General features: G+C 62.2%; 16 protein-coding genes. 10 read left to right on the top strand and 6 right to left on the bottom strand.

Features of this window, described 5'->3' with window-relative positions; all coding sequences use genetic code 11:
• Positions 1–2 precede the first annotated feature (2 nt).
• The 6 genes from BM416_RS08175 (at position 3) to BM416_RS08150 (ending at position 6,418) form a co-directional block, all read left to right on the top strand.
• Positions 3–623: a DUF1120 domain-containing protein gene (locus BM416_RS08175; protein WP_092487187.1), complete on the top strand. Its 621-nt coding sequence runs from the start codon at positions 3–5 to the stop codon at positions 621–623.
• Between the two features lie 90 nt (positions 624–713).
• Complete coding sequence (locus BM416_RS08170) at positions 714–1,340, top strand: DUF1120 domain-containing protein (protein ID WP_092487184.1); 627 nt, start codon at positions 714–716, stop codon at positions 1,338–1,340.
• A 33-nt stretch (positions 1,341–1,373) separates the two neighbouring features.
• Positions 1,374–2,075, top strand: coding sequence for a fimbria/pilus chaperone family protein (locus BM416_RS08165; RefSeq protein WP_092487181.1), 702 nt, complete (start codon positions 1,374–1,376; stop codon positions 2,073–2,075).
• A 91-nt stretch (positions 2,076–2,166) separates the two neighbouring features.
• Positions 2,167–4,599 carry a fimbria/pilus outer membrane usher protein gene (locus BM416_RS08160; protein WP_175539045.1) on the top strand — a complete coding sequence of 811 codons (2,433 nt, stop codon included), beginning with the start codon at positions 2,167–2,169 and terminating at the stop codon, positions 4,597–4,599.
• 11 nt (positions 4,600–4,610) lie between these two features.
• Positions 4,611–5,750 (top strand): DUF1120 domain-containing protein, encoded by a 1,140-nt coding sequence (locus BM416_RS08155; protein ID WP_371856049.1) that lies wholly within the window; start codon positions 4,611–4,613, stop codon positions 5,748–5,750.
• Between the two features lie 17 nt (positions 5,751–5,767).
• On the top strand, positions 5,768–6,418 hold the full coding sequence (locus tag BM416_RS08150; RefSeq protein ID WP_092487175.1) for a DUF1120 domain-containing protein: 651 nt from the start codon (positions 5,768–5,770) through the stop codon (positions 6,416–6,418).
• Here BM416_RS08150 and BM416_RS08145 read toward each other — a convergent pair.
• Positions 6,415–7,680: a CynX/NimT family MFS transporter gene (locus BM416_RS08145; protein ID WP_092487172.1), complete on the bottom strand. Its 1,266-nt coding sequence runs from the start codon at positions 7,678–7,680 to the stop codon at positions 6,415–6,417. The two genes, BM416_RS08150 and BM416_RS08145, sit on opposite strands and share 4 nt — an antisense overlap.
• The gene (locus BM416_RS08140) at positions 7,670–8,329 is read right to left on the bottom strand and encodes a FadR/GntR family transcriptional regulator (RefSeq protein ID WP_092488034.1); all 660 of its coding nucleotides are present in this window, start codon (positions 8,327–8,329) and stop codon (positions 7,670–7,672) included. Before BM416_RS08140 ends, BM416_RS08145 begins: the two co-directional genes overlap by 11 nt.
• A gap of 159 nt (positions 8,330–8,488) precedes the next feature.
• On the opposite strand from BM416_RS08140, the gene BM416_RS08135 reads away from it, so the two are divergent.
• Positions 8,489–8,800, top strand: a complete 312-nt coding sequence (locus BM416_RS08135) for a type II toxin-antitoxin system MqsR family toxin (RefSeq protein ID WP_092487169.1) — start codon at positions 8,489–8,491, stop codon at positions 8,798–8,800.
• Entirely contained in the window at positions 8,797–9,291 is a 495-nt protein-coding gene (locus BM416_RS08130) for a type II toxin-antitoxin system MqsA family antitoxin (protein WP_092487166.1), read from the top strand. Before BM416_RS08135 ends, BM416_RS08130 begins: the two co-directional genes overlap by 4 nt.
• A 49-nt stretch (positions 9,292–9,340) precedes the next feature.
• Here BM416_RS08130 and BM416_RS08125 read toward each other — a convergent pair whose 3' ends face one another.
• The 4 genes from BM416_RS08125 to BM416_RS08110 all read right to left on the bottom strand — a co-directional run bounded on the left by BM416_RS08125 (position 9,341) and on the right by BM416_RS08110 (position 13,510).
• Positions 9,341–10,105 carry an amino acid ABC transporter ATP-binding protein gene (locus BM416_RS08125; protein ID WP_003171943.1) on the bottom strand — a complete coding sequence of 255 codons (765 nt, stop codon included), beginning with the start codon at positions 10,103–10,105 and terminating at the stop codon, positions 9,341–9,343.
• 11 nt (positions 10,106–10,116) lie between these two features.
• Positions 10,117–11,214 (bottom strand): amino acid ABC transporter permease, encoded by a 1,098-nt coding sequence (locus BM416_RS08120; protein ID WP_092487163.1) that lies wholly within the window; start codon positions 11,212–11,214, stop codon positions 10,117–10,119.
• 10 nt (positions 11,215–11,224) lie between these two features.
• On the bottom strand, positions 11,225–12,406 hold the full coding sequence (locus BM416_RS08115; protein WP_092487160.1) for an amino acid ABC transporter permease: 1,182 nt from the start codon (positions 12,404–12,406) through the stop codon (positions 11,225–11,227).
• Between the two features lie 72 nt (positions 12,407–12,478).
• The gene (locus BM416_RS08110; RefSeq protein WP_092487157.1) at positions 12,479–13,510 is read right to left on the bottom strand and encodes an amino acid ABC transporter substrate-binding protein; all 1,032 of its coding nucleotides are present in this window, start codon (positions 13,508–13,510) and stop codon (positions 12,479–12,481) included.
• Positions 13,511–13,855: 345 nt separating this feature from the next.
• Between BM416_RS08110 and BM416_RS08105 the strand changes: the two genes are divergently transcribed.
• Both BM416_RS08105 and rhlB read left to right on the top strand, forming a co-directional pair.
• Entirely contained in the window at positions 13,856–14,512 is a 657-nt protein-coding gene (locus BM416_RS08105) for an alpha/beta hydrolase (protein WP_092487154.1), read from the top strand.
• A 95-nt stretch (positions 14,513–14,607) separates the two neighbouring features.
• Positions 14,608–16,071, top strand: coding sequence for an ATP-dependent RNA helicase RhlB (gene rhlB / locus BM416_RS08100; protein WP_175539053.1), 1,464 nt, complete (start codon positions 14,608–14,610; stop codon positions 16,069–16,071).
• The last annotated feature ends 3 nt before the right edge of the window (positions 16,072–16,074 follow it).

Below are 16,074 nucleotides of genomic sequence, written 5' to 3'. Positions count from 1 at the left end.
CCATGAAGCCCCTGTTTACCGTACTTGCCACCGGCCTGATGCTGCTCGGTTCTGCCACCAGCTACGCCGCGTCCACCGTCGACCTGACCGTCAAGGGCCTGATCGTACCGAGCGCCTGCACCCCCGTGCTGTCCAGCGGAGGCGTGATCGACCACGGCAAGATTTCCGCCAAGGACCTGAACATAAGCAACCCGACGCTTATTGGGACCCACACCTTGAGCCTGGTCGTCAGCTGCGACAGCGCGATCAGCTTTGCACTGCACTCGGTCGACAACCGGGTTGGCTCGTCCATCAGCTCTTCCTACTACGGCCTGGGCCTGATCAACGGCAACCAGAAGCTCGGCTGGTTTGGCCTGATACTCGACAACCCGGTCGCCGACGGTGTCGCGGTGCAGCCGATTGCGTCCTTCAACGGCCAGGATAACTGGTACAGAGAAAAATTCTGGGACCCGGGCCTGTACATGTCGGTGGCCAGCATGGCTGACGACAGTCAACCGGTGCCGGTCAAGGACTTGTCCCTGGAGTTGGTGGTTGAAACCTCCATCGCCCGCACCGACAGCCTGGACCTGAGCAACGAGGTCACCCTAGACGGCTCGGCCACCCTGGAAGTGAAGTACCTGTAACGCCCTGGGCGCCCATGCCTGGCAGTCCCTCACGGGCATGGGCGTTGTTTCTGTACCGCCCGTATTCAACTCGACCCGTGGCGCCCCCCCATGAACACGCTCACTCAACGCCTGGCTGTATTGCTCTTGCTGACGACGACTCCTGCGGTGTTCGCCGCTGCCTTCGTCGACCTCACGGTGACCGGGCGGCTGACGCCGGACGCCTGTCACGTCACGCTGTCAGACCAAGGCATGGTCGACCACGGAAAAATCCCCTCGCACACCTTGAACGCCAACGAATTCACGGTGTTGCCCAGCCAGTTGCTGCAACTGAATGTGCAATGCAGCAGGCCGATGCTGTTTGCCCTGGTGGGGCTCGACAACCGCGCCGAGTCGTCACTGGCCCCCGGCTTTTTCTATGGTCTGGGCAGGAACATTCATGTGCCGGCCGAGCGCCTGGGATCCGTGGCCTTGTCCTACCGCAACCCCATCGGCGATGCGCAGTCCATGCAGGTGCTGGCCTCCAGTGACAACGGTGAAACCTGGTCGCCGGAACCGAATGCCTATCCCAAATCCTATGTGGGCTTCGCCCCACCCGGTGATCGCCAACCCGACTTCATCGGCCAGTTGAGCGCCCAACTGCGCATCGACACCTCCATCAACTTCACCCGGTACCTGACCCTGAACCAGGAGGTGCCGCTGGACGGTTCCATCGTGCTGGACCTGCGCTATCTCTGACCTTTTCATGCTGCCCCAATGGAAAACCCCGTCATGACGACGACATTGCTCAAAACCTCAACCTGCCTCATTGCCCTGACGCTGCTGTTTGGCACGGGAGCGCAGGCCGACGGCATGATCCCGGACACCTCCGTGGTCATCGTCTACGAAGCCGAAGGTGAAGCGGCCGTTTCGGTCACCAACACCGACAGCCAACTGGCCCTGCTCCACGTCACCCTGGAAGACATTCCCGAAGACCGCGAGCCGTTGCTCGTCGTCACCCCGCCCCTGTCGCGGGTGGAGGCCTCCAAATCGCAACTGGTGCGGTTCATCCTGCAACGCCAACAACCGCTGCTGACCCAGCGGCTCAAGCGCGCGATCTTCGAAGGCATGCCCCAGGGCCGCCCCGCCACCGAAGCCGGGCATGCCCGGGTGGGCGTGACCGTGCGCCAGAACCTGCCGGTGATCATTCACCCCAAGGGCCTGGCCCTCAATCGCACGCCCTGGACCCGCCTGGCCTGGTCGCAGCACGGCAACACGCTGCAGGTGCGCAACGACAGCCCGTATGTGGTGCGCCTGGCCCAGGAGTTGCGCCTGCTGCCTGGCGACGGCAAGGCCATGTTGCCGCGCACCTACGTGTTGCCGGGGGAAACCCTGAGCGTACCGGCCACCGGTGGCGCCGCCACTAAAGTGCGGCTGCAACCGGCCACGGTGTATGGCTTTGCCGTAGCCGCCTACGAAGCCCCCCTCACCTGACCAACACGACAGGCGCCCGGCGCCTGCATAACGAAGTGACGGCTCGAAGACCGTCACCGGGCGCACAGGCGCCATTATTCGAGTGTCTTTCGTGAAAACAGTATTGAACTACCGTGACGGCGATGCCCTGCCCGACATCCCCAACCGCAGCGCCCTCTCCGTTCTGCTGCTGGCGTGCAGCCTGTTGCCCGCCGAAGCCTGGGGCGCAGAACAAACCGGCTTCGATGCGACCACCCTGCACCAACGCGGCATCGACCCGCAGTTGGCCAGCCTGCTGCTGGACGCACCGCGCTTTGCCGCCGGCCGGCACGCGGTGAGCCTGCGGGTCAACGGCCGGCCCAGGGGGCGCTTGGAAGTCGGTTTCGATCAACACGGCCAACTCTGCTTTGACCAGGCCCTGCTGGACGCCGCCAACCTGAGGGTGCCCGGCGACAGCGGTCCCTGTCATGACCTGTTCGCACAGTACCCCCAAAGCCTGGTGGAGCCGGACCCGGCCAGCCTCACCGTGTCGCTGGTGGTGCCCAGCGAAGCCCTGCGACCGCTGCAACAGGACATCTCCGGTTATCAGACCGGGGGTGTCGCCGCCCTGCTCAATTACGACCTCACGGGTTTCTATAACCGCTTCGAGGACGACGACAGTCGTTTCGGCTCCGCCAACACCGAGGTGGGCTTCAACGCGGGCGACTGGATCGTGCGCAGCCGCCAGGTGCAGACCTGGCAGGATGGCCTGTCGCGCAGCACCCACCTTGAGGCGTATGCCCAACGCACCTTTGCCAGCCATCAGGCGGTCCTGCAAGCCGGGCAGATCAATCTCTACAACCCGGTATTGTCCGGTGCACAAATCACCGGGGTGCAGGTACTGACCGAACAGGCGCTTCAAGAGCAAGGCCAGGGCGCGACCATCGACGGTATCGCCAACAGCCCGGCCCAGGTCGAGGTGCGGCAGAACGGCGCGTTGATTCACTCCACCGTGGTGCCGGCCGGGCCGTTTTCCCTGACGGATGTGCGGCGCCTGAACTCACGCTCGGACGTCGAAGTCACGGTCAAGGAAAGCAGCGGTGGCGAGCGCCGTTTCACCGTCCCCGCCGCCATGCTCGGCCTGGGACTGGCGGCGCCGGGGTACTCGGTGGCGGCGGGCCGCGTGCGCACTATCGGCGATGCCCAGGGTGACGATCCTTGGGTGGTCAGCGCAGGCTGGACCGGCGCCGTGCACCCGCAACTGTCCCTGGGCAGCGGTGTGCTGGCGGCCAGTGAATACCGTGCGGCGGGGCTGAGCCTGGGTTGGCTGCCATGGCTGGACAGTCAGGTGCAACTGGGCACCCAGGTCGCCGATACTCAGGCACGGGACAAGGTGCGTGGCGTGCAGACCGACCTGTCATGGTCTCAGCGCCTGAATGATCAATGGTCGTTCAGTGTGGCCAACTCCTGGCGTACTCCAGGCTATCGGGAGCTGGAAGAATCCACCTACGAACTCGAGTCCACCCAGCAGCGGCGCTCCCGCTATCGCCATCAACAGAGTGCCACCCTGGGCTGGTCGCACCCGTGGCTGGGAGCATTCAGTGCGGGCATGTCGCGCTCCAGCAATTTTGATGGCGACAGCAGCAGCCGGGGCCTGGCGTCCTGGGGCACCAGCGTCGGGGGTGTGTCGTTATCGGCCAGTGCCGAGTGGCAAATGGGCGGACGCCAGCAACAGGACAACGCGGTGTACCTGAATGTCAGCCTGCCCCTGGGCGAGAGTCGTCGCGTACGCGCCTGGGTGCGCAACTCGGGCGGCGAACATCGCACGGGCCTGGGGCTGAACGAACAACTCGACGATCAGTTGAGTTACCGCGTCGGCGCCGAACACGATACCCGCGACCAACAAGTGGAAACCACCCTCGGGCTCTCGGCCCTGCCGCGCTACAGCCAGCTCGATGTCAGCTACAGCCGCTCCGATGCCGAGCGGTCGAGCTATCAAGGCAGCGCCCGGGGTGGCGTGGTAGTGCATGGCGACGGTGTCACCTTCTCGCCCTATCCGGTACGCGACACCTTCGCCGTGGTCTCGGTGGGCGATATGGGCGGCATCAAGCTGAGCACCCCCAGCGGCCCGGTATGGACCGACTGGCAAGGCCAGGCCGTGGTGCCCCAGGTGAACGCCTATGGTCGCAGCCCGGTGGAAGTGCAGACCCGCTCACTGCCACGCAATGCCGATATCAACAACGGCCTGGCAATGATCTCGGCCGGGCGTGGCGCGGTGGATCGGGTCGAGTTCGGGGTGACATTGACTCGCCGAGTGTTGCTCACCGCACGTACCGAACAAGGCGCACTGCTGCCCCGTGGCGCCTCCGTCAGCACCGCCGGCGGCGAGTTCGTGACCCTGGTGCAGGACGGCGGCCAGGTGTTCCTGCCCAATGTGCTGGAGCAATCCGCACTGTGGGTCAGCGCGCCCGGCATGACGCGCTGCCGGTTGCACTTCGAGGTACCGGCCAAAGGCGATCCCCAGGTGTATTTCGAAACCGCGCCCGCGCGCTGCAACCCCCTATGAGGACGATCACCATGCCCCTTTTCCGCGCCCCCTGGCTGACGGCTGCATTGATGAGCGTCGGCCTCGTCGCTAACGTGTGGGCCGACGACGAGTGCCGGTTGAACATCAGCGAGCCGGTACTCGACTTCGGCCTGATGAAGCGCCTTGCACAACACGACGCCGCGCCACAGCGCCTGCTCGGCGAACGCCGCTTGAGCCTGAACCTCAACTGCCCGCAACCGGCGGACATGAGTGTGTTCTATCGCGCCCTCGCGGCCAGTGCCCAACGCCTGCAATTTACCGAGCACGGCACCTACGCTCTGCAGGTCAGCGACGGCGTGCTGGACGGCCAGGCGGTGGAGCTGGGCTTGCTGCCGGCGGCCGGCCAGGCACCGGCCGCCGTCGGTACGACGTTGAGTTGGCTGCCAGGCCACGGCGTGGCCCCCGTGCAAGGCACCCGCGTCGTACAGGGCAAGCACTTCGCGCTGCAAGTGGGCCTCAGCACCTGGGCCGACGTCGCCGCGACCCGGGTGCGCGAGGCGACCACCTGGGAAGTGTCCGGGACGTTCGATACCCGCCACGGCGACCGCTCGCGGGAACTCACCTTGCGCGCCCACTTCGCACCCACCGCGTGCACACCGCAGTTGTCCAATGGCGGGCTGGTGGATTACGGCACGCTGCTGGCCAAGGACCTCAATACCAGCAATGAAACCCCGCTGCCGACCCGCACCCTGCAACTCTCCGTGAGTTGCGACGCGCCTACGTCTTTCGCGCTGAAGATGCATGACAACCGCGAAGGCTCGGCCACCGGCGGTATCGATGAAACCGCCTACGGCCTGGATCTGGACGGCAGCCAGAACAAGATTGGGCGCTTCTACTTGAACATCGACCCGGCCGAGTTCAGCGCCGATGCCCTCGGCACCCTGTATCGCACCGACTCTACCAGTGGCGGGGCGGCGTGGAGCAGTTCCAGTGCCCGGCAGATCCCCATCGCCGCCAACAGCCTGATGGGGTTTACCGATAGCGTCGGCAATACCCGTGGGCCGGTGCCGATCCAGCACCTCGTCGGTACGGTGCGCATCAAGGCTTACCTGGCCCCGACCCAATCACTGGACCTGCGCAACGTGGTGTACATCAACGGTTCGGGCACCCTTGAAATCATCTACCCCTGACCTCTGGAGCTCCCCTTATGAACACGTATCGCACTGTCGTGTGCGCCCTGGCGTTACTCACCACAGCCCCCCACACCCTGGCCGCCTCCAGCGTGGACCTGAGTGTCAAAGGCCGGCTGACGCCCACCGCCTGCACACCCCTGCTGTCGAGCAACGGACTGATCGACTACGGCAAGATTTCCCAGCAGGACCTCAACGTCGAAAAGGGCACTCGATTACCGGTCAAGCACCTGCAAGTCAGTATCGGCTGTAACGCGCCGAACCGCTTTGCCCTGCGCATGCGTGACAACCGCGACGGCACGGCCACGGTCAACAGCGAGATTTACTACGGGCTGGGGCTGGACAACAGTGGCAATCGCATTGGCCTGTATTCCCTGAGTTTCGACCCTCGCCAGACCCAGGTAGACAGCCTCGCGACGGCCTATGGCACCGAATCCACCACCGGCGGCCTGGCCTGGCGCACCGCCAACCTCAACCCGATCGACATTGGCGCCAACAGTTACCTGGGATTCACCGACACCCAAGGCAGTACCAGCGGACCTTCGGCGATCCAGGCGTTGACCAGCACCGTCAAGATCGAGGCGGTGATCAACGCCAAACAGAACCTGGACCTGAGCAGCGACACCTGGCTCGACGGCTCGGCGACCCTGGAAGTGCTGTACCTCTAGACTTTCTCGCTGCTGACCTGCACATACAGCGCCCGCCCCGCGCCCAGCCCGGCGACGATCGCGCCCAGGCCGATCACCGCGAAAATCCAGCCGATGGCCGACCAGCCGCCCGTCCAGTCGTGCACCAGGCCTACCGCCAATGGGCCTACGGACGCCAGCGTGTAACCAATGCCCTGAGCCATGCTCGACAGGTTGGCCGCCACATGGGAGTCGCGCGAGCGCAGCACGATCAGGGTCAGCGCCAGGCTGAACGTGCCGCCCTGGCCCAGGCCGAGCAGGATCGCCCAACCCCACAGGCCGTCCAGCGGCGCATACAGGCAACCGAACAGGCCGCCGAGGGTCAGCAGCATCACCACCACAATCGCCAGGCGCTGGTCTTTGCCACGGGTTGCGAGCCAGGGCGCAGCGAGGGAGCTGAACAATTGCATGACGATGGAACCGGACAATGCCAACCCGGCTTCGGTTGCGCTCAGGCCGCGGCCGATCAAAATCGACGGCAGCCAGCCAAACACGATGTACGACAGGGACGATTGCAGGCCCATGTACACGGTGACTTGCCAGGCCAACGGGTCACGCAACAGGCCCTTGACCCGGTAGGCGACCTGGTGGGCGCCGTGTTTCTGGCCGACCTGGGGTAACCAGAACAACGCTGCCACCAACGCCGGCAGCACCCAGAAACCCAGGCCAATGGTCCAGTGGTCGCCAAAGTAATGACTCAGCGGCACCGTGGCGCCCGCTGCCAACGCTGCGCCCAGGCACAGGGCCATGGTGTAGACACCGGTCATGGCGCCGGCTTGTCTGGCAAAATCACGCTTGATGATGCCCGGCAGCAATACGCCGATGATGCCGATGCTCGCACCGGCAATCAGGCTGCCGGCGAACAACCCCACTTCGCCAAACGAACTGCGCAGGATGATGCCGGCGGCCAGGGTCAGCAGGATTCCCAGCACCACCCGCTCGGCGCCAAACCGCCGGGCCAGGACCGGTGCCATTGGCGCGAACAAGCCGAGGCACAACACCGGCAAGGTGGTCAGCAAACCGGCCTGGGCCGCCGACAATCCCAGACTGCTGGAAACCTCGGCCAGCAACGGCGCCACGCTCGACAACGCCGGGCGCAGGTTCAAGGCCACCAGGATCAGGCCCAGCAGCAACAGCCAAGGGCGGCTTACCAGCGGGTGACTGGCTTGCACCACTTCGTCGTCGGCCTCGGCGTCGATCAACAGTTCGTCCAACTCGCTCGTACGCTTGGTTTCAGGGTTCATTGATTAACTGCCGGCAAAGGGATTTGGCGCGTTCCGGGTCCTGGTGTTCCACGGCTTCGAGCAGGGCGATATGCAGGTCGAACACCGCCTGGCGACGCGGCGAGATGTTCAGGGTCTGGCGCAACTGCGCGCCGACGATGGCGGAAAAGTACTGGTACAGCTCGCTCAATGCCGGATTGTGCGCGGCATCCACCAGGCGTTTATGGAATACCAGGTCGGCGCTGATATAGGCCTCCAGGTCACCGTGGTACAGCACCGCGCTGGCCTTGAGTGCCTCATGCAAAGCGGTGAGGTCGGCTTCGGTACGGCGCACCGCCGCGAGCCCGACGGCCTCCACTTCCAGGATCTGCCGCGTCTCCTGCGCCTGCTCCAGGGTGCAGTGGGATAACGCGCGCATGGCCCCCAGCGGGTCGGTCATCGAGCGCAGGTAACTGCCGTCGCCCTGGCGGATCTCGATCAACCCGGAAAACGCCAGCACGCGCATGGCCTCGCGCACGGTATTGCGGCTGATGCCCAGCTCGGCGGCCAGCTCCGGCTCGGTGGGCAGGCGTTCGCCGATGGCCCACCGGCCTTCGCTGATACGCCAGCGCAATTGCTCAAGGGCCTGGTCCACCAGGGAGCGTTTGATCAAGGGGGCGATGTCTGTCATGGGATGCAGGCTTTCGTCCAATCATAGGATGAATTTTCCTACAGCCTATTCAGAGTTTCCTACAAAGGCAACGCACTACGGTTCTTAGGCAGGAAAAGGAGCAGTATTTTCGATTGGTAAAATTACCCTCAAAGGGTAATTATTCAGCTCAGGTGTCTTATGGAAAAGTACACACCTCATTACGATCTGACGGTGATCAAGGCGGATGTCAGGCGGCTTGGGAGGAAAGCGTTCACCCAGTCAGCACAACGATGCGGCTGGGATCTGCGCTTCAGCCTTGAGGACATGCAGGACGTCATCTATGAGTTGCAAAACTGGATGTTGTACAAGTCGATGACCACTTATGGAGACCATCGAGTCTGGCAGGACGTGTACCACACTCATTCGAAAGGCATGGAGATTTACATCAAGGTCACTTATCGCACAGACGGTAGGCCTCCGGTGATCTCCTTCAAGGAGAAAAACCCATGAAAAAAACCGAGCTGTGCTACATCTGTGGCGCCCCTGATGCGTTGAGCTATTTCGAGGGCCGCAGCGAAACCATCAGCCTCAAAGGCATGGAACGTCGAGTCGACAATCTGGCAGGCTGGGAATGCAAGGTATGCGGCGACGGCTTTTGGGACCCCGATACCGATAGTGCAGATCGCTATGGACAAGCGGGTGACGAGCTAGTCCTCGCCGCCCGAAAAATGATCGGCGCCGAGATGAAGCGCATCCGCCGAAAACTGCACCTTACGCAAAAGGAAGCAGTGGATCTGCTGTCCGGTGGCGGCCACAACGCATTCTCTCGCTACGAACGCGGCGAACTTCTTGCCCCCAAGCCCTTGGTGCTGCTGATGCGATTACTGGATCGCCACCCGCACCTGCTTGCGGACGCGAAAGTCCTGGCTGAAGGCGCGAATATGCGCGGCGCCTTCACCTACACCGTGAACAACGACACTGAAGCAATCAAAGCGTCCTAACCCTTAAAAATAAACCCGGCCAGGCCGGGTTTATTTTTTCAAGCATCGATCAATGCAGGATCTGGCTCAAGAACAGCTTGGTCCGGTCATTCTGCGGGTTGTCGAAGAAGTCATTCGGCGCCGCCTGTTCGACGATCTCGCCCTTGTCCATGAAGATCACGCGGTTGGCCACGGTGCGGGCGAAGCCCATTTCGTGGGTCACGCACAACATGGTCATGCCGTCTTCGGCCAGGCCGATCATGGTGTCGAGTACTTCCTTGACCATTTCCGGGTCGAGGGCCGAGGTCGGCTCGTCGAACAGCATGATCTTCGGCTTCATGCACAGCGCACGGGCAATCGCCACACGCTGTTGCTGGCCGCCGGACAACTGCCCCGGAAACTTGTGGGCCTGCTCCGGGATGCGCACACGCTCCAGGTAGTGCATGGCGATTTCCTCGGCCTTGCGCTTGGGCATCTTGCGCACCCACATCGGCGCCAGCGTGCAGTTCTGCAGGATGGTCAGGTGCGGGAACAGGTTGAAGTGCTGGAACACCATGCCGACTTCACGGCGGATTGCTTCGATCTGCTTGAGGTCGTTGGTCAACTCCACGCCATCGACCACGATGCGGCCCTGCTGGTGCTCTTCCAGACGGTTGAGGCAACGGATGGTGGTGGACTTGCCCGAACCCGACGGGCCGCACAGCACGATACGCTCGCCCTGCTTGACGTTGAGGTTGATGTCTTTCAACACATGGAACTGGCCGTACCACTTGTTGACGCCCTGCATCTGGATAATGCCTTCAGGGCTCACAGGCTGTTTGATCGCTTCGCTCATAACATCAACTCCTAACGCTTGTGGCCTGTGTCGAGCTTGTGTTCCAAATGAATGGAATAGCGCGACATACCAAAACAGAAAATCCAGAACACCAGGGCGGCAAACACATAGCCTTCAGTGGCCATACCCAACCATTTAGGGTCGGCGGCGGCTTGCTTGACGCTGTTGAGCAGGTCGAACAGGCCGATGATGATCACCAGGCTGGTGTCCTTGAACAACGCGATAAACGTGTTGACGATGCCCGGGATCACCATCTTCAGGGCTTGCGGCAGGATCACCAGGCCCATGCTGCGCCAGTAACCCAGGCCCATCGCTGCGGCCGCTTCGTACTGACCTTTGGGAATCGCCTGCAAGCCACCGCGCACCACTTCGGCCACGTAGGCCGACTGGAACAGGATCACGCCGATCAACGCCCGCAGCAGCTTGTCGATGCCCATGCCTTCGGGCAGGAACAACGGCAGCATCACCGAGGACATGAACAGCACGGTGATCAACGGCACGCCGCGCCAGAACTCGATGAAGGTCACGCAGACAACACGAATCGCCGGCATGTTCGAGCGCCGCCCCAAGGCCAGCACAATCCCCAGCGGCAAGGCACCGGCGATGCCGACGGTGGCGATGACCAAGGTCAGCATCAGGCCGCCCCATTGGCTGGTTGCCACATTGGTCAGCCCGAAGATCCCGCCGTGGAGCAGGAAGTAGGCGATGATCGGGTACAGCACCAGGAAGCTCAGGCCATAGACCGCCTTGCGTGGGAAACGCGAGATGAACAACGGCGCCACGCCGACGATGGCCAGCCACACGGTCAGGTCCACACGCCAGCGCAGGTCGCCGGGGTAGTAGCCGTACATGAACTGCCCGAAGCGCTGTTGGATAAACACCCAGCACGCGCCTTCCTTGGTGCAGTCGGCGCGGGTGGTGCCGACCCAGTTGGCATCGAGGATGGCCCAATGCAGGATTGGTGGCACCACCAGGTAGATCAGGTAAAACGCCAACAGCGTCAGCAAGGTATTGAGCCAGCTGGAAAACAGGTTGGCGCGCATCCAGGCCATCGGTCCGAAGACTTTGCTCGGCGGCGGCATATCAGGTTTGAAAGTATGCGAACTCATGTGCGTTTCCTCACCGCTCGATCAGCGCAATGCGCTTGTTGTACCAGTTCATCAGCAGGGAAATGCTGATGCTGATCGCCAGGTACACGCTCATGGTGATGGCAATAACCTCGATGGCCTGGCCGGTCTGGTTGAGCACCGTGCCGGCAAACAGCGAAACCATTTCCGGGTAACCGATACCGGCGGCCAGCGACGAGTTCTTCGCCAGGTTCAGGTACTGGCTGGTCAGCGGCGGAATGATCACCCGCAGGGCTTGCGGGATGATGACCTTGCGCAGCGTCGGCCCAGGGCGCAGGCCCAGGGAGCGTGCAGCTTCGGTCTGGCCGTGGCTGACGGACTTGATGCCCGAACGCACGATCTCGGCGATAAACGCTGCCGTGTACACGGTAAGCGCCAGGGTCAGCGCCAGCAGTTCAGGGATCAGTACCCAGCCGCCGACAAAGTTGAAGCCCTGCAGCTTGGGCATTTCCCAGTGCAGCGGCGCGCCGAAGATCAAGGCACACAACGCCGGGATCACGATAAACAGCGCCAGGCCCGCCCAGAACTTGTGGAACGGTACGCCGGTCGCCTCAAAGCGCTTGTTGGCCCAACGCGCCATCAGCACGATTGCCACGATGGCAACCACGATACTGGCCACAAACGGCCAGAACCCGTCAGCGGCCAGCGCTGCGGGCATGTTCAGGCCACGGCTGCTGACAAAGAAAGTGTCGCCGAAGTTATGGCTGTTGCGCGGCCCCGGCATGGTCAGGAACACCGCGAAGTACCAGAACAGGATCTGCAGCAGCGGCGGAATGTTGCGGAACACTTCCACATACACGGTCGCCAGCTTGTTGATCATCCAGTTCGGAGACAGGCGCGCTACGCCGATGATGAAGCCCAGCAGGGTCGCCAGGATCACCCCAATAAAGGTCACCAGCAAAGTGTTGAGCAGCCCGATCACAAAGACGCGGGCATAGCTGTCCGATTCGGTGTAATCGATCAAATGCTGCGCGATGCCGAAGCCGGCACTGCGCTCAAGAAAGTCGAAACCCGAGGTAATGCCCCGGTGCTGAAGGTTGGTCTGGGTATTGTCGAAGAGGTACCAGCCCAGCGAGATCACCGCCACAATCGTGATGATCTGGAAGAGCCACGCACGCACTTTGGGATCGCTGAAGCTGAGCTTCCGATTTGGTGCGCCGATTTGTTTTTGCATGAAGTGCCCCGGAAAGAATGGAACAGAACATCACCCGGCGGTTGGCCCACCGGGTGACAGAACCATCAGCGATCAGCGCACAGGCGGTGCGTATTGAATGCCGCCGTTGTTCCACAGCGCGTTCAGGCCGCGGTCGATTTCCAGCGGGGTGCTCTTGCCCAGGTTGCGCTCGAACACTTCACCGTAGTTACCGACTTGCTTGACGATCTGTACGACCCAGTCTTTCTTCACTTTCAGGTCTTTGCCGTATTCGCCGTCAGCACCGAGCAGACGCGCAACGTCCGGGTTCTTGGTGGACTTGGCTTCAGCTTCAACGTTTTTGGACGTGATGCCGGCTTCTTCAGCGTTGAGCATGGCGTAGCCCACCCAGCGCACGATGGCCAGCCACTCGTCATCGCCGTTACGCACGACCGGGCCCAGCGGTTCCTTGGAAATGGTTTCCGGCAGAACCACGTAGTCCTTTGGCGAGGCCAGCTTGCTGCGCTGGGCGAACAGTTGGGACTTGTCGGAGGTCAGTACGTCGCAACGACCGGATTCCAGCGACTTGGCGCTTTCATCGGAGGTGTCGAAGGTGATCGGGGTGTATTTGAGGTTGTTGCCACGGAAGTAGTCGGAAACGTTCAGCTCAGTGGTGGTACCGGCCTGGATGCAGATGGTTGCACCGTCCAGTTCCTTGGCACTTTTGACGCCCAGCTTGTTGTTAACCAGGAAGCCGATGCCGTCGTAGTAAGTGATGAAGCCCGGGAATTTCAGGCCCATGCCCGCATCGCGGGAGCTGGTCATGGTGGTGTTGCGCGACAGGATGTCGACTTCGCCGGATTGAAGCGCGGTGAAACGCTCCTTGGCGTTCAACTGGCTGAATTTGACCTTGGTGGCGTCGCCGAAAACGGCAGCGGCCACGGCGCGGCAAACGTCAGCATCGATCCCGAGGATCTTGCCGCTGGCATCCGGTACCGAGAAGCCCGGCAAGCCGTCACTCACGCCACATTGCACAAAGCCTTTCTTCTGCACAGCGTCCAGAGTAGCGCCGGCTTGGGCGAAACCGCTGACACCCAGTACAGCCGCCGCGCAAACGATGGCCAGGGTGGATTTCAATACCTTCATTCAAACCTCCAGTTGCTCTTGTTGTGTCGAAGCTCCAACCTCAGCGCACCCTTATGAGGCGATATCGACCCGTGTTGGCTTTTTTTAGGGTCAAGCGGCATGAGGCTTTCGCGGTAATTCCAGCGGCTATCCTGAAAGCGGCAGTCACTGATAGTGTTACCGTCCCAGGAAAGTTCTGACATCGACCTACACATAGCAAGGCGCGTACCAGAGTGGCGGCTGAGTCGTTTCAGCCCTTGGTCAATAGAAAAAGATTCAACCTTGCGACATTCTCTTAACAGATCAACCAGTCGCGCACCGTTCCGACGCACCCAATCGGAGCGCACGCACATATATGGAGCAACCATGACCGAACCCTTGATTCTTCAGCCCGCCAAGCCCGCAGACGCCTGCGTCATCTGGTTGCATGGCCTGGGTGCCGATCGCTACGACTTCCTGCCGGTGGCCGAGGCGCTGCAGGAAAGCTTGCTGTCCACCCGCTTTGTATTGCCCCAGGCACCGACCCGTCCGGTGACGATCAATGGTGGCTACGAGATGCCCAGCTGGTACGACATCAAGGCCATGAGCCCGGCCCGCTCGATCAGCCTGGAAGAGCTGGAAGTGTCGGCAAAAATGCTGACCGATCTGATCGAAGTACAGAAGAGAACCGGAATAGACGCTTCGCGAATTTTCCTCGCGGGCTTTTCCCAAGGTGGCGCCGTGGTCTTCCACACCGCATTCCTGAATTGGGAGGGGCCATTGGGCGGCGTCATCGCCCTCTCCACCTACGCGCCCACCTTCAGTGACGAACTCGAATTGTCGGCCAGCCAACAACGCATTCCAACGCTATGCCTGCACGGCCAGTACGACGAGGTGGTACAGAACGCCATGGGCCGCAGCGCCTACGAGCATCTGAAAACCCGTGGTGTCACCGTGACATGGCAGGAATACCCAATGGGCCACGAAGTGTTACCCCAGGAGATACACGATATAGGGACTTGGTTGACCGCTCGCCTGGGCTGAACCCCACGTTTATGTAGCCGTATGACAGACGCACTACGCCGCGCCCGATTCTTGCATTACACTGGCCGGCGTACATTCCTTAACCAATTAATGAGATCACCGTGCTCAAAGCACTCAAGAAGATGTTCGGCAAAAGCGAGGCTGAGCCGCTCGCGCCTGTTCCCAGTGCTCCTGTCCCCGCCTCCGGCAGCCGCAATGACGGTCAACAGCCAGGCCGGACTGCACCTGTCGCCCAGCCGAAGACGCCGACGGTGACACCGCCCGAACAGGCAAAACCCGAGACGCAAGCCGCACCCGCCCCCAAGCCTCGCCGGGAACGCGCACCCAAACCGCCGGTGATCCCGTGGAAACTCGAGGATTTCGTCGTCGAGCCCCAGGAAGGCAAGACCCGCTTCCACGATTTCGACCTGGCCCCGGAACTGATGCACGCCATCCAGGACCTGGGGTTCCCGTACTGCACGCCGATCCAGGCGCAGGTACTGGGCTTTACCCTCGCCGGCAAAGATGCCATCGGTCGTGCCCAGACCGGCACCGGCAAGACCGCCGCGTTCCTGATCTCGATCATCACCCAGCTGCTGCAAACGCCGCCGCCGAAAGAACGCTACATGGGTGAACCGCGCGCACTGATCATCGCGCCGACCCGTGAACTGGTGGTGCAGATCGCCAAGGACGCCGCCGACCTGACCAAGTACACCGGCCTCAACGTCATGACGTTCGTCGGCGGCATGGACTTCGACAAGCAGCTCAAGCACCTCGAAGCCCGCCACTGCGACATCCTCGTGGCCACCCCCGGCCGCCTGCTGGACTTCAACCAGCGCGGCGACGTGCACCTGGACATGGTCGAAGTGATGGTGCTGGACGAAGCCGACCGCATGCTCGACATGGGTTTCATCCCACAAGTGCGTCAGATCATTCGCCAGACCCCGCCAAAGGCCGAGCGTCAGACCCTGCTGTTCTCCGCGACCTTTACCGAAGACGTGATGAACCTCGCCAAGCAGTGGACCACCGAGCCGTCCATCGTCGAAATCGAAGCGCTGAACGTCGCCAGCGAAAACGTCGAACAGCACATCTATGCCGTGGCCGGTGCCGACAAGTACAAGCTGCTCTACAACCTGGTCAACGACAACGGCTGGGAACGCGTGATGGTGTTCGCCAACCGCAAGGACGAAGTGCGCCGCATCGAGGAACGCCTGGTGCGCGATGGCGTGAATGCCGCGCAACTGTCGGGCGATGTGCCGCAACACAAGCGCATCAAGACCCTGGAAGGCTTTCGCGAAGGCAAGATCCGCGTGCTGGTGGCCACCGACGTGGCCGGGCGCGGGATTCACATCGACGGCATCAGCCACGTGATCAACTTCACCCTGCCGGAAGTGCCGGACGACTACGTGCACCGCATCGGCCGTACCGGCCGTGCGGGGGCTGCGGGCGTGTCGATCAGCTTTGCCGGGGAGGATGACTCGTATCAGTTGCCTTCCATCGAAACGCTGCTGGGGCGCAAGATCAGTTGCGAGACACCGCCGACGCACTTGCTGCGGGCTGTAGAACGCAAACGCCCGTAAGCT

Origin of the sequence: Pseudomonas sp. NFACC42-2 (assembly GCF_900116055.1) — a bacterium.
In the GTDB taxonomy this organism is placed as follows: Bacteria; Pseudomonadota; Gammaproteobacteria; order Pseudomonadales; family Pseudomonadaceae; genus Aquipseudomonas; species Aquipseudomonas marginalis.
Note: the sequence above shows the minus strand (reverse complement) of the source record. Positions and strands in the feature narration are given on the sequence as shown.

What these genes read in the sequence shown, in the direction of transcription:
- BM416_RS08175 (WP_092487187.1), top strand. Translation starts at nt 3, where the DNA reads ATGAAGCCCCTGTTTACCGTACTTGCCACCGGCCTGATGCTGCTCGGT.
- BM416_RS08170 (WP_092487184.1), top strand. Translation starts at nt 714, where the DNA reads ATGAACACGCTCACTCAACGCCTGGCTGTATTGCTCTTGCTGACGACG.
- BM416_RS08165 (WP_092487181.1), top strand. Translation starts at nt 1,374, where the DNA reads ATGACGACGACATTGCTCAAAACCTCAACCTGCCTCATTGCCCTGACG.
- BM416_RS08155 (WP_371856049.1), top strand. Translation starts at nt 4,611, where the DNA reads ATGCCCCTTTTCCGCGCCCCCTGGCTGACGGCTGCATTGATGAGCGTC.
- BM416_RS08150 (WP_092487175.1), top strand. Translation starts at nt 5,768, where the DNA reads ATGAACACGTATCGCACTGTCGTGTGCGCCCTGGCGTTACTCACCACA.
- BM416_RS08145 (WP_092487172.1), bottom strand. Translation starts at nt 7,680, where the DNA reads ATGAACCCTGAAACCAAGCGTACGAGCGAGTTGGACGAACTGTTGATC.
- BM416_RS08140 (WP_092488034.1), bottom strand. Translation starts at nt 8,329, where the DNA reads ATGACAGACATCGCCCCCTTGATCAAACGCTCCCTGGTGGACCAGGCC.
- BM416_RS08135 (WP_092487169.1), top strand. Translation starts at nt 8,489, where the DNA reads ATGGAAAAGTACACACCTCATTACGATCTGACGGTGATCAAGGCGGAT.
- BM416_RS08130 (WP_092487166.1), top strand. Translation starts at nt 8,797, where the DNA reads ATGAAAAAAACCGAGCTGTGCTACATCTGTGGCGCCCCTGATGCGTTG.
- BM416_RS08125 (WP_003171943.1), bottom strand. Translation starts at nt 10,105, where the DNA reads ATGAGCGAAGCGATCAAACAGCCTGTGAGCCCTGAAGGCATTATCCAG.
- BM416_RS08120 (WP_092487163.1), bottom strand. Translation starts at nt 11,214, where the DNA reads ATGAGTTCGCATACTTTCAAACCTGATATGCCGCCGCCGAGCAAAGTC.
- BM416_RS08115 (WP_092487160.1), bottom strand. Translation starts at nt 12,406, where the DNA reads ATGCAAAAACAAATCGGCGCACCAAATCGGAAGCTCAGCTTCAGCGAT.
- BM416_RS08110 (WP_092487157.1), bottom strand. Translation starts at nt 13,510, where the DNA reads ATGAAGGTATTGAAATCCACCCTGGCCATCGTTTGCGCGGCGGCTGTA.
- BM416_RS08105 (WP_092487154.1), top strand. Translation starts at nt 13,856, where the DNA reads ATGACCGAACCCTTGATTCTTCAGCCCGCCAAGCCCGCAGACGCCTGC.